This is a genomic window from uncultured Clostridium sp. (assembly GCF_900547735.1).
Taxonomy (GTDB): domain Bacteria; phylum Bacillota; class Clostridia; order Lachnospirales; family Lachnospiraceae; genus Otoolea.
This window is the reverse complement of record NZ_URHZ01000058.1, coordinates 24,297-36,391: the sequence shown is the minus strand read 5'-3', so window position 1 is coordinate 36,391 and position 12,095 is coordinate 24,297. Positions and strand designations below refer to the sequence as shown.

Genomic DNA, 12,095 nt, shown 5'->3' with positions numbered 1-12,095 from the left:
CGGCACTTACCGAGGTTTTTTCGAGGTTAGTACCGTTATGTACTTCGAAGAGCGCAAGCGTTTCCCGGAGGAATTCATTTCTGCCCGTATTCCCCGTTCACAACAATCTCCCCGCGGACTGAAGCCCTCAACCACCTATCACTCCCCGTCCATCCACCCCCTCCGCGCCAAAATTTTTCAATTCCATTAATAAATCTTTAATAAAAAACTGGTCATCCCAATGTATACAGGCAGGCCGGTTTATGCTACAATAAGAAGAATCGGTTCAATTATCCATCTATGTGAATAGTTGCTAACCGGGATATAAGGGAGAGAACGAACAGATATGAGCAGAGCAAAAAACTTCTGGATCCTGCTGTTGTTTTTGCTGACGGGCATTGTGCTTGGCGGTTTTATCGGGAATCTGGCTTCCGGTATTCCGTGGCTGACATGGCTGAATTTCGGTGAGACATTCGGGCTGACCGAACCGGTTGTCCTTAATTTCGGGATTCTTGTCATCACGTTCGGCCTGACAATCAGAATCACGATGGCAAGCATTGTCGGCGTGATTATTGCAGTGATTACATATCGTCTGGTCTGATTATGGAAATCCGGCAGACCGGATCCTCCGGTTGACCGGCAATGGGAAGTCCGCGGAGCGTACTTTTCGCTGCTGTTATCCTAAACTGTACTTGGAGAGGCACGGTTGGGAGGATATATGGAAAGACTTACGATGAAAGAACTGCCCAATTCGGACAGACCTTATGAAAAGTGCCTGGCATCGGGACCGGAAGGCCTTACCGATGCAGAATTACTGGCTGTTATTTTGAGAACCGGTGCCAGAGGGGAGACTTCCCTCGAGCTGGCCAGGAGAATACTGGATATCAATTATCCGGGCGGAATCCTGGGACTTCTCCACCTGTCCCTCCCCGAGCTTATGGCTGTCAGGGGAATCGGCAAGGTCAAAGGAATCGAATTACTTTGTATCGGTGAACTGTCCAGACGTATATGGAAGACACTGGTCACCGAAGAAGCGGTCGTTTTCACAGAACCGTCCGCCATTTCCGGCTTTTATATGGAAGATATGCGCCATATGGAACAGGAAGAACTGCATCTGATGATGCTGAATACGAAAAATGTACTGATTAAGGATTCACTGATATTCCGGGGCACTGTCAACATGTCGGTTGCTTCCCCCAGAGAGATGTTTATAGAGGCGCTGCGTCACCATGCAGTCCATATTATACTGGTTCACAACCATCCCAGCGGAGACCCCACTCCCAGCAGCGAAGACAGGAAACTGACCGCGCAGGTGAAGGAGGCGGGGGCGCTTCTCGGAATCCGGCTTCTGGATCACATTATCATTGGAGATAATTCTTATTTCAGTTTTAAAGAACGGGGAATTATATAGCTATGAAGAAGAGCAAATATATCCTGGCAGGACTGTCTGCTTTTTGTATCCTGCTGATTGCCGTAACGTCCATAAACAGCAGTTTTCTTACACCGCTTCGGACCGGCGTCGGATACTTTCTTGTACCTCTGCAATCCGGTATGAACACGGTGGGGACAAGTCTTTACAATAATATCAGGGACTATTCCTCCCTGAAGGAGGCCCAGGCTGAGAACGCCCGTCTTACGCAGCGGATCGATCAGCTCACGGAGGAGAACAACCGCCTGCAGTCGGAACAGTTTGAACTGGAACGCCTGAGGGAGCTCTACCAGCTTGATCAGGACTACATGCAGTATGAGAAGGTGGCCGCGCGCGTCATTGCCAAGGACTCCGGCAACTGGTTCCAGATTTTTAGGATCGATAAAGGTTCCGCCGACGGAATCAAGGTGGATATGAACGTCATGGCCGGAGGCGGCTTAGTCGGTATTGTCACCGATGTGGGAGCCAATTACGCCACCGTCAGGGCGATTATCGACGACGACAGCAATGTGAGCGGTATGTCCATGCGCTCCGGCGCCACCTGTAACGTGTCCGGAAACCTGACCCTGTATCAGGAAGGCCGTCTCGGCCTTGATCATATTAAAAAGGACGACGATATCCAGAACGGTGATAAGATTGTCACTTCCAATATCAGTGATGTTTTCCTTCCCGGAATTCTGATCGGATATGCCGCCGATCTGGCCACAGACGCCAACAATGTCACAAAATCAGGCTATATTGTCCCGGTGGCGGAGTTCGATAACCTCCAGGAAGTACTGGTAATCACCCAACTGAAAAACGGGGGAGATGAAGATGCGAAAAGCACTGATTAATATTATACTTCTCATCCTGGCATTTACGATCCAGATATGCGTGTTTCCGCAGATTGCCTTTCTGTCCTCTGCGCCGAATCTGCTCCTGATCACCGTATTTATCTTCGGTTTTATCGAGGGTAAGGAAGCCGGTATGTTCTACGGGCTGATAGCAGGGCTTTTTATGGATCTTTTTTACAGCGGCCCGTTTGGTTTTTACACCCTGTTTTTTATCAACATGGGATACCTGAACGGGATCTGCACGAAGTACTATTATGAGGACTATATCACCCTGCCTCTTGTGCTCAGTATCGTCAATGATCTGGCATATAATATGTACATTTATATTTTCCGCTTTCTCATCAGAAACAGGCTGAATTTCGGCCATTATTTTATAAAAATCATGATTCCGGAAATCATTTTTACAACCGTAACCACCCTGATTGTTTACCGTTTCTTCTTATTCATATACCGTAAACTGAAGGCGTGGGAGCAAAGGAGAGACAAGAATCTTGTTTGATGACCTGAAAGAGTTTTTAAAAGAAGTGATAAAAAAAGTGGTTACCTCCCGTCTCTTCGCCCTGTCCGCAGTCTTTTTAATCATGTTCTGCGTGTTGGTCGGCAGGCTGTTCAAGCTGCAGATCGTCGAGGGAGAAGAGTATCAGGATGCCTATATAGCCCTGGCAGAAAAAGTAATAAAGACAGCAAGTACAAGGGGCAATATTTACGACAGAAACGGAAATGTCCTGGCTTATAATGAGCTGGCGTATTCCGTTACCATACAGGATATCGGAGCCTTTAAGAAAGATGCCGACTGGAACAGTATGCTCTACGAACTGGTAACGATTCTGAACAAACACGGTGAAACCGCCCAGGGAAGCCTTGAACTTATGATAGACCACGATGGAGAAGTGGCCTATTCCACAAAGACAGAGGCAGCCAGAAAGCGGTTTTTAAGAGATCTATACGGTCTTAAAAGCGTGGATGAACTGACGGATAAGGATGGCGATGCACCCGCAGACGTCACGGCCGGAGAACTTTTTGACCAATTAAAGAAGAAGTATAAGCTGGAAGAGACGAAGGACAGAAGCGGCGACCCGATAGAGGTTCCGGATGATATCGCCCTTCAGATGATTAACATCCGGTACACCATGCGTTTTACCGCTTTCCAGAAGTACGAGACGACCACCATCGCCACCAATATCAGCGATGAGACGGTAGCCGACATATTGGAGCACTCGTCTATCCTGCCGGGCGTCGACATCGATGAATCCACTATCCGCGTCTACAACGAGAGTCTTTATTTTGCTCCGATTGTAGGTTATACCGGAAAAGTTACAACGGAACGTCTGGAAGAACTGAAACAGGTCAACGACGATTATGAGCTCAACGATGTCGTCGGAAGAACCGGTATCGAGTCCTCCATGGAGCTGGAGCTCAAGGGGAAGAAAGGTTCCCAGACCGCCTATGTGGACAATGTGGGAAGAATACTGAAGATTACGGATGAAGTCCAGCCCGTGGCCGGCAATGATATCTGGCTGACACTGGATCTCGATTTACAAAAGGCAATCTACAACATACTGGAGCGGCAGCTTGCCGGTGTGCTTCTGAAGACGATTGTCAATCAGGAAGCAAGTGAGATTGTTTACACCGACTCCTCCAATATCAAACTGCCGATTAAAGACGCCTATTTCCAGTTAATCAACAACAACGTCCTGTCCCTGGATCAGTTCGCATCCGAGGAGGCCTCCGATGTGGAGCGCCAGATCAATGCCAAATATCTGAACGCCAGGGCCAGGGTTGAGAGCGACATCAAGAATGAACTCATGTCCGGAAATGCCGCAATGATGCGGGATTTATCGGAAGAGATGCAGGCGTACATGATTTACATTTACACCTATCTCGCCAGTGACGAGGCGGGTGTTGTCCTCAGGGATTCCATCGACACGACGAGCGCGGAGTACCAGGCATGGAAGAACAACGCCATCAGTTTGAGGGATTACCTCTACTACGGTATTGCCAGCAACTGGATTGATACGACAAAGCTTAATATCACCAGCAAGTATTCCAACGCCGACGATGTATTCTCCGCCCTGGTGGACTACGTGTTCCAGAACCTGGAGGAGGACCGCGAGTTCACGAAAAAGATATACCGCTACCTGATCAACAATAATGTGGTGACGGGAAAAGAACTCTGCCTTGCCCTCTATTCCCAGAATGTGCTGGCCTATGATGAGGAGGAGGTAAGCCGTCTCCGTTCCAGCGGAGATGAATATGCCTTTGAATTCCTGATGAACAAGATACGCAATATCGAGATTACACCGGCCCAGCTGGCTCTCGATCCCTGTACGGCGAGCTGTGTCGTCACCAACGTCCGCACGGGAGAGGTTATGGCCCTCGTTACGTATCCAAGCTACGACAGCAACCGGATTTCCGATCCGGAATACTTTGCACAGCTCAATTCGGACCAGTCTCTGCCGCTTAGAAACAACGCGACTCAGACGCTGAAGGCGCCGGGATCCACCTTTAAACCAATCACGGCCATAGCCGGCCTGGAAGAGGGCGCCATCCGGATCGACGAGACCATTAACTGTACCGGTATTTACGAAGAGGTGAGCAATCCAATCAAATGCTGGAAGTATCCGGGATTCCACGGCCCGTTAAATATTATCGGCGGTATCGAGAATTCCTGTAACTACTTTTTCTCGGATCTGGCCCACAGGCTGTCTCTCGATGAAGAAGGGAATTACAACCCCGAAAAAGGCCTGGAGGTAATCCGGAAATATGCTACGATGTTCGGCCTGGATCAGCCTTCCGGAATTGAAATTTTCGAGGCGAAGCCTGAGATTAGTAACACCGACCCGGAGCGTTCCGCAATGGGACAGGGTACTCACAACTATACCAATGTCCAGCTCGCCCGCTATGTGACGGCCCTGGCCAACAGAGGAACTGTTTTTGATTTAAGCCTGATCGACAGGGAGACCGACTCCAAGGGCAACCTGGTGAAGGATTACACTCCGGCGGTTCACGCCCAGCTTGAATTCGCCCCTTCCACATGGGATGCGGTGCAGCAGGGTATGAGACAGGTTATCGCAAACAGCAGTACCAAACGTATTTTCAATAACCTGGATGTCCATATAGCAGGAAAAACAGGTACGGCCCAGGAGACCGAGAAGAGAGGAAACCATGCATTCTTCGTTTCCTTTGCTCCCTATGAGAATCCGGAAATCGCCGTAACCGTCAACATTCCAAACGGCTATTCGTCGTCCAACGCCGCCATGGCGGCAAAACATGTATACCGCTACTATTATAAGAATACGACACTTGATGATATTATGACCTCGGGAGCGTTAGACGCATCCAACGAGAGAATCAACGGAGACTAAGAGGTGAGTGTTTCATGCAAAGCTCAGTAGTGATCAAAGGAAGCAAGGCCGGTATGACAGTAATACTGAATCCTGACGTCCCCTTTGGACAACTGATTGAAGACATCGGAAAAAAGTTCAGGGAGAGTTCCAGATTCTGGGGTTCGATACAGATGACGCTGACTCTGGAAGGACGTACACTTACACCTGCTGAGGAATTTCAGATTGTGGACGCCATCACGGCCAATTCACAGATTGATATTCTCTGTATCCTGGACACCGATGCCAACCGCATCGCCAGATGTGAGAAGGCCCTGACGGAGCGACTGATGGAACTTTCATCCCAGACCGGCCAGTTTTATAAGGGCAGCCTTCACAGAGGCGATGTCCTGGAGTCGGAGGCCAGCATTGTGATTATCGGCGACGTCGGACAGGGAGCCCGCGTTATCGCAAAGGGCAATGTGATTGTGCTCGGCGCGGTGAACGGCACCGTCCATGCAGGGGCCGCAGGCGGAGGCGCCGTGATTGTCGCCTTTGACCTGGCGCCCGTGCAGCTTCGCATCGGTGATTTCAGTACCAGAGCGGAAGAGAAAGGAAAACGTCTGGGCAGAGGCCCTATGGTTGTTTCCGCAGAAGAGGACGGCCTGGTGGTCCGGCCAATTAAGAAGAGTTTTTTAAATTATTTAAATTTTATTTAATAGTGGAATTATTTCTGATTTTAGAGTAGAATAAAAGGGTAAACTGAATACAGGAGGATGTTCAAATGAGTGAAGTCATTGTTGTTACTTCCGGAAAAGGAGGCGTCGGCAAGACAACGACTTCCGCGAATGTCGGAACCGGCCTTGCCATGCTCGGAAAGAGAGTCGTATTAATCGATACAGATATCGGGCTCAGAAATCTGGACGTGGTCATGGGACTGGAGAACCGGATTGTTTATAATCTGGTAGACGTAGTGGAAGGTAATTGTCGCATGAAGCAGGCGCTTATTAGAGACAAAAGATATCCTAACCTGTTTTTACTGCCGTCCGCGCAGACGAGGGACAAGTCGTCCGTCAATCCGGCGCAGATGGTAAAGTTAGTAGAGTACCTGAGAGAAGATTTTGACTACATACTATTAGATTGCCCGGCCGGCATTGAACAGGGTTTTAAGAACGCCGTAGCCGGAGCAGACAGAGCACTTGTCGTCACAACCCCGGAGGTTTCCGCCATCCGCGATGCAGACCGCATTATCGGTCTTCTTGAAGCAGACGCCACCAAACGTATTGAACTGATCATCAACAGGATACGGATGGATATGGTGCACCGCGGTGACATGATGTCGGTGGATGATGTGATGGATATCCTTTCCATCCCTGTCATCGGCACGGTACCGGATGATGAGGACATCGTCGTTTCCACCAACCAGGGCGAGCCCCTTGTGGGAATGAACGGATATGCCGGACAGGCTTATCTGAACATATGCAAAAGAATACTTGGTGAATCGGTGCCGTTTATGAATCTGGAAAACAGCCGGAATATATGGTCCAGAATAACCTGTCTGCTGAAGCGGGCATAAGGGAGGGACTGTATGATGCATTTAGTGGAGCTGTTTGGCCGGAAGAATTCAGGCGAAATCGCAAGGCAGCGCCTAAAACTGTTGCTGGTTTCTGATCGGGCAGGCTGCTCGCCGGAACTGCTGGAGATGATAAGGAACGACTTTATACACGCTGTCTCCAGGTATATGGAAGTGGATACAAACGATCTCACCGTATGCGTCATCAGAAGTGCGTCTGATGAATACAAGGGAAAAGTACCTGCGCTGTATGCCAGCATACCGATTCGCGACTTACAGAATAAGGGGCCATTTACAGCATGATATTCGATTACAATTTTAAAAATTACAACTTCCGCATAATTTTATATATGCTGGCTCTCAGTACACTCGGTGTTCTGGTTGTAGGCAGCGCGAGCGGAATGGACCGGGGAACCGTAATGAAGCAAATCGTCGGAGTGGTGGTCGCGCTGATTGTGTGCGTGATCGTCTCCCTGATTGACTACCACAAGTATTTCAAATTCAGCTCGCTGATTTATCTGGGCTGTGTCGGACTGCTGGTTGCGGTACACTTACTCGGGAAAAATACAAAAGGAGCGACCAGATGGCTGAAAATCGGAAGCATACAGATTCAGCCTTCTGAGTTTGTCAAAATTGGCCTGATTGTAATCCTTTCCTGGTTTTTAGCAAAAAACCAGGAAAGGATCAATAAGCCGTCCGTGCTTGGAACAGCGGCCTTACTGTGCGCCATTCCTCTTGGACTGGTCTATATGCAGCCGAACCTGTCCACTACGATTGTCATTGCCTTTACGCTTGTCTGCATTGTATATGCCGCAGGACTCAGTTATAAGTGGATTTTGGGAGTTATGGCGGCGGGAATACCGCTTACGGCGCTTTCTCTCTATCTGGCGCTGTTTGATCTGGTGCCGTTCCTGCAAAAATATCAGGCAAAACGAATACTGGCCAAGATATTCCACAGTGACAGCCAGTATGCCGACTTGAACCGTCAGCAGGACAATTCAATCATGGCCATCGGTTCAGGACAGCTTAACGGAAAAGGGTTGTTTAACAACACCTTAAGTTCCGTTAAAAATGGAAATTTCCTCTCTGAGGAACAGACAGACTTCATTTTTGCGGTAATCGGGGAGGAATTAGGTTTTATCCGCTGCGTTATCGTAATTTTGATCTATGCTCTGCTGGTCTATGAATGCATTTTCATTGCCAGCCGTGCAAAGGATACAGCAGGAAAACTTATCTGTACCGGTATGGCGTCTCTGCTTGCTTTTCAGAGTTTTGCCAATATAGCCGTTGCCACGGGAATCTTCCCGAATACGGGCTTGCCGCTGCCGTTTATCAGCTCCGGTATCAGTTCGCTTCTCAGCATGTTTATCGGTATGGGTATTGTCTTAAATATCGGACTTCAAAGAAAAAGCAGCAATCATTAAATGTTACTGTTCGCAGCACTGCCGTTTTACGGCTGGGATGTGAGCAATAACATCATTAAGGAGGCAGGTTGTCGATGAATATAGGGTTAATTGCACATGATTCAAAGAAAAAACTGATGCAGAACTTCTGCATCGCTTATAAGGGGATACTATCCAAACATTCCCTCTCTGCTACAGGCACAACGGGCAGGCTGATTGAGGAGGTCACCAATCTGAACATCCACAAATATCTTCCCGGACATCTCGGAGGAGATTCACAGCTCGGAGCACAGATTGAACACAATGAGATCGATCTGGTGATCTTTTTAAGAGAACCTCTGGCGCCGAAATCACATGAACCGGATGCCAATATCGTAATCCGTCTCTGTGACATGCACAATATTCCTCTGGCCACCAACCTCGCCACAGCAGAGCTTCTTATCAAATCTCTGGACCGCGGCGATATGGAATGGCGTGAGATGTACAAATAGGGGTGCGATATTGAAACGTATAATTATACAGTTTTCTCTTATACTTGCAGCGTCGGCGTTTACCGTCTCAGGCTGCGGGAAAAAGAGCGGACTAGAAGAAGCATATGTATTTGAAGAGCGTTCGCAGTCGATGTCCACCCATGGCGGCAGCGAACTGGCACCTCTGTTTGCAGAGAACCTCTGTGTGGTCACAGGCGATGTGCAGGACGGTGACGCGTCCATGACGGCGGAGGCGGGAGCCCTCTTTAATACAAGTGACAGTTCCGTTATCTACAGCAAGAATGTATTTGAAAAACTTTACCCGGCCAGCACCACCAAAATCATGACGGCCATCCTCGCAATAGAAGAGGGGACGCTTACGGATCAGGTGACTGTGACCCAGGATGCGGTTATTACCGAGGCAGGCGCTTCTCTCTGCGGAATCAAGCCGGGAGACGTCATTACAATGGAGGATCTTCTCTACGGCCTGATGATGCCGTCGGGAAACGATGCCGCCAACGCCATTGCCGTACACATGTATGGCAGTATTGATGCATTTGCAGAAAGAATGAACGCCCGGGCCAGGGAACTGGGAGCCACCGGGACCCATTTTATGAATCCAAGCGGTCTTACGGATGAGAATCATTACACGACAGCGTACGATCTCTATCTGATGTTCAATGAAGCGATGAAACAGCCGCTCTTCAGACAGATTATAGCCACCGATTCCTATACGGCCAATTACCAGAACGGCGCAGGCGAGGCTGTCTCAAAAACCTGGACCGTCGGCAACTGGTATCAGAAAGGCGATCGCGAAACACCGGCCGGAGTTACGGTTCTCGGAGGGAAAACCGGTACGACACAGGCAGCCGGATACTGCCTTGTTATGGCTTCCGGCGACAGCCAGGATAAAGAATATATTTCCGTAGTACTTAAATCAGACAGCCGTCCTTCACTCTATGATAATATGACAAATATAATTTCTAAAATTGTCAATTAGTGATTGCGCTTTTTATGAATTTATACTATAATTATTTATAGATTAAATGACTTTTTATACAACTTAAATAAAAATCCAAGGAGGAGATTGTTATGGTTCAGATTATTGCGGGAAATAAGGGAAAAGGAAAGACTAAGTATTTACTGGACATGGCGAATACAGCAGTAAAGGAATCCAAGGGTTCGATAGTTTATCTTGACAAAAGTGCCAAACACATGTATGAGTTGAATAACAAGGTTCGTCTTATCAATGTAAACGAATATCCGATTCACTCCAGCGAAGCTTTTGTTGGTTTTCTTTGTGGAATTATCTGCCAGGATCACGACCTGGAGCAGATGTATTTAGACAGCTTCCTCAAACTGGCCTGCCTGGAAGGTGAAAGCATTGAGGCGACCTATAAAGAACTGGAATCTATCAGTGAAAAATATAACGTTACATTTGTTCTCAGTATTTCCATGGATGCAGATATGTTGCCTGAATGCGCAAGACCAAATGTAGTTGTTTCCTTATAAATGGTACATAACCTACGAAAGAAAGAGTGCTGCGGCCGCAGCGCTCTTTCTTTTGCTTGAATTTTTTGACAATTGCTCTTATAATACTAAGGAAAGGAGAACGGGATTTCGTCATGGCTAAAAACAAAAAAGTTATTCGCTATAAAAAACCACTGAACATAAACGTCGGCATGATCATTTTTGCCATGATATTCGTTTATCTTTCTTTCAGTGTTTACACGTATATCCGCCGGGACAAGATACAGTTCTACGAAGTGGTGGAAGGCAGCATTGTAAATGATAAGAGCCATACAGGCATTATTCTGAGGGAAGAGACAGTGAGACAGGCCGACAGGACAGGCTTTGTCAACTATTACATAAGGGAAGGCAAGAGGGCCGCAGCAGGCGCCCGTGTCTATTCCCTGGACGAGACGGGCCAGCTCGGCAAATTCCTGGAAGAGAACCAGGCGAACGCGGCTCCTCTGTCCGATGAGAATCTTTCTGAGCTAAAGAAACAGCTCAGTTCTTTTTGCCTCTCATACAGCGACATGCGTTTCGGCGCAGTCTACGATGAGAAATATTCGCTTCAGGCTTCGGTGGCGGAGTATATGAATTTTAACGCCCTCGACGGCATGGACGAGCTTTTGAAGGAGAAGGGAATCAATTATCAGCAGGTCTATGCGGACCAGCCGGGAATTGTCTCCTATGCAATTGATTCCTATGAGAATATGACTCCTGCCGATATTTCAGAGACTTCCTTTGACCGTTCCCTCTATAAAAGGGGCACCGGGAAAGCAGGAGATCTGATCGAAAACGGGACGGCGGTATACAAGCTGATTACGTCGGAAAACTGGTCCGTTGTGTTTCCTCTGACCGAGGATGACCAGGCCTCTTATGCGGAGCGGAAGACGCTTCAGATTAAACCGTCCGGAACCGATTTAACACTCCGCGGTTCCTACAGCCAGATAACGGGGAGCGATGGAAATCCCTATGGAAAACTGGATTTTGACAAATTCATGATCCAGTTTGCTTCTGATCGTTTCATGGACTTTGAGATCGTCTCGGATGAAGCGACAGGACTCAAGATTCCCGTGTCGGCGGTTACAACAAAAGAGTTCTTTACGGTGCCGGTGGACTACCTGACTCAGGGCGGAGACGCCACGATGTCGGAATCGGGATTTTTAAAAGAAGTATACTCCGAGTCGGGGGAACCTTCCATTGTATTTACCCCGGCCTCCATCTATAATTCCACGGAGGAGTATTACTATGTGGATAAAGGGGACGCCAGTCCATTCACGGCCGGTGACTACATTGTCAAGCCGGACTCCAGCGAGCGCTACCAGTTAGGCCCTGTGGCCTCCCTGGAAGGCGTGTACAACATCAACAAAGGATACGCTGTCTTTAAACTGGTCACGGAACTGGTTAATAACGGCGAATACTATATTATTGAAAAAGGGACAAAATATGGTCTCTCCGTCTATGATCATATTGTGCTGAATGCATCCACGGTATCGGAAGGCCAGATTATCTACCAGTAGCGGCGGGACGGCCGCAGGCCATTACATCGGCGGTTTCATCAGGATCGGACGCGGGG

The 12,095-nt window shown here is 48.3% G+C and carries 14 protein-coding genes; all 14 read left to right on the top strand.

Translation table 11 applies throughout. The annotated features are described in order from the left end of the window. A partial coding sequence (locus tag QZT18_RS16830) for a hypothetical protein (RefSeq protein ID WP_294149589.1) occupies positions 1 to 190 on the top strand: 190 nt, incomplete at its 5' end. A gap of 135 nt (positions 191 to 325) precedes the next feature. Further along, on the top strand, positions 326 to 580 hold the full coding sequence (locus tag QZT18_RS16825) for a DUF4321 domain-containing protein (protein ID WP_125140378.1): 255 nt from the start codon (positions 326 to 328) through the stop codon (positions 578 to 580). A gap of 117 nt (positions 581 to 697) precedes the next feature. Beyond that, complete coding sequence (gene radC / locus QZT18_RS16820; RefSeq protein WP_227030117.1) at positions 698 to 1,390, top strand: DNA repair protein RadC; 693 nt, start codon at positions 698 to 700, stop codon at positions 1,388 to 1,390. A 2-nt stretch (positions 1,391 to 1,392) separates the two neighbouring features. Continuing rightward, entirely contained in the window at positions 1,393 to 2,241 is an 849-nt protein-coding gene (gene mreC, locus QZT18_RS16815; RefSeq protein WP_294149586.1) for a rod shape-determining protein MreC, read from the top strand. Continuing rightward, the gene (gene mreD, locus QZT18_RS16810; protein ID WP_227030119.1) at positions 2,222 to 2,740 is read left to right on the top strand and encodes a rod shape-determining protein MreD; all 519 of its coding nucleotides are present in this window, start codon (positions 2,222 to 2,224) and stop codon (positions 2,738 to 2,740) included. The genes mreC and mreD overlap by 20 nt, the downstream gene beginning before the upstream one ends. After that, the gene (locus QZT18_RS16805; protein WP_294149583.1) at positions 2,733 to 5,606 is read left to right on the top strand and encodes a penicillin-binding transpeptidase domain-containing protein; all 2,874 of its coding nucleotides are present in this window, start codon (positions 2,733 to 2,735) and stop codon (positions 5,604 to 5,606) included. The genes mreD and QZT18_RS16805 overlap by 8 nt, the downstream gene beginning before the upstream one ends. 53 nt (positions 5,607 to 5,659) lie before the next feature. Then, positions 5,660 to 6,283, top strand: coding sequence for a septum site-determining protein MinC (locus QZT18_RS16800; protein WP_366925908.1), 624 nt, complete (start codon positions 5,660 to 5,662; stop codon positions 6,281 to 6,283). A gap of 65 nt (positions 6,284 to 6,348) precedes the next feature. Then, a complete protein-coding gene (minD, locus tag QZT18_RS16795) occupies positions 6,349 to 7,140 on the top strand; it encodes a septum site-determining protein MinD (RefSeq protein WP_294149580.1) in 792 nt (263 codons plus the stop codon). A gap of 12 nt (positions 7,141 to 7,152) precedes the next feature. Further along, positions 7,153 to 7,440, top strand: a complete 288-nt coding sequence (gene minE, locus QZT18_RS16790) for a cell division topological specificity factor MinE (protein WP_125140371.1) — start codon at positions 7,153 to 7,155, stop codon at positions 7,438 to 7,440. After that, positions 7,437 to 8,561, top strand: a complete 1,125-nt coding sequence (locus QZT18_RS16785) for an FtsW/RodA/SpoVE family cell cycle protein (RefSeq protein WP_294149579.1) — start codon at positions 7,437 to 7,439, stop codon at positions 8,559 to 8,561. Before minE ends, QZT18_RS16785 begins: the two co-directional genes overlap by 4 nt. A gap of 74 nt (positions 8,562 to 8,635) precedes the next feature. Beyond that, positions 8,636 to 9,031 carry a methylglyoxal synthase gene (mgsA, locus tag QZT18_RS16780; protein WP_125140369.1) on the top strand — a complete coding sequence of 132 codons (396 nt, stop codon included), beginning with the start codon at positions 8,636 to 8,638 and terminating at the stop codon, positions 9,029 to 9,031. A 10-nt stretch (positions 9,032 to 9,041) separates the two neighbouring features. Further along, on the top strand, positions 9,042 to 10,010 hold the full coding sequence (locus tag QZT18_RS16775) for a D-alanyl-D-alanine carboxypeptidase family protein (protein ID WP_294149577.1): 969 nt from the start codon (positions 9,042 to 9,044) through the stop codon (positions 10,008 to 10,010). Positions 10,011 to 10,102: 92 nt separating this feature from the next. Continuing rightward, positions 10,103 to 10,522, top strand: a complete 420-nt coding sequence (locus tag QZT18_RS16770) for a twitching motility protein PilT (protein WP_294149575.1) — start codon at positions 10,103 to 10,105, stop codon at positions 10,520 to 10,522. Between the two features lie 113 nt (positions 10,523 to 10,635). Beyond that, the gene (locus QZT18_RS16765) at positions 10,636 to 12,039 is read left to right on the top strand and encodes an HlyD family efflux transporter periplasmic adaptor subunit (RefSeq protein ID WP_294149573.1); all 1,404 of its coding nucleotides are present in this window, start codon (positions 10,636 to 10,638) and stop codon (positions 12,037 to 12,039) included. Positions 12,040 to 12,095: the final 56 nt, after the last annotated feature.

Bases quoted from the DNA above. Each gene is read 5' to 3' on its own strand.
- QZT18_RS16825 (WP_125140378.1), top strand. From the start codon at position 326: ATGAGCAGAGCAAAAAACTTCTGGATCCTGCTGTTGTTTTTGCTGACG.
- radC (WP_227030117.1), top strand. From the start codon at position 698: ATGGAAAGACTTACGATGAAAGAACTGCCCAATTCGGACAGACCTTAT.
- mreC (WP_294149586.1), top strand. From the start codon at position 1,393: ATGAAGAAGAGCAAATATATCCTGGCAGGACTGTCTGCTTTTTGTATC.
- mreD (WP_227030119.1), top strand. From the start codon at position 2,222: ATGCGAAAAGCACTGATTAATATTATACTTCTCATCCTGGCATTTACG.
- QZT18_RS16800 (WP_366925908.1), top strand. From the start codon at position 5,660: ATGACAGTAATACTGAATCCTGACGTCCCCTTTGGACAACTGATTGAA.
- minD (WP_294149580.1), top strand. From the start codon at position 6,349: ATGAGTGAAGTCATTGTTGTTACTTCCGGAAAAGGAGGCGTCGGCAAG.
- minE (WP_125140371.1), top strand. From the start codon at position 7,153: ATGATGCATTTAGTGGAGCTGTTTGGCCGGAAGAATTCAGGCGAAATC.
- QZT18_RS16785 (WP_294149579.1), top strand. From the start codon at position 7,437: ATGATATTCGATTACAATTTTAAAAATTACAACTTCCGCATAATTTTA.
- mgsA (WP_125140369.1), top strand. From the start codon at position 8,636: ATGAATATAGGGTTAATTGCACATGATTCAAAGAAAAAACTGATGCAG.
- QZT18_RS16770 (WP_294149575.1), top strand. From the start codon at position 10,103: ATGGTTCAGATTATTGCGGGAAATAAGGGAAAAGGAAAGACTAAGTAT.
- QZT18_RS16765 (WP_294149573.1), top strand. From the start codon at position 10,636: ATGGCTAAAAACAAAAAAGTTATTCGCTATAAAAAACCACTGAACATA.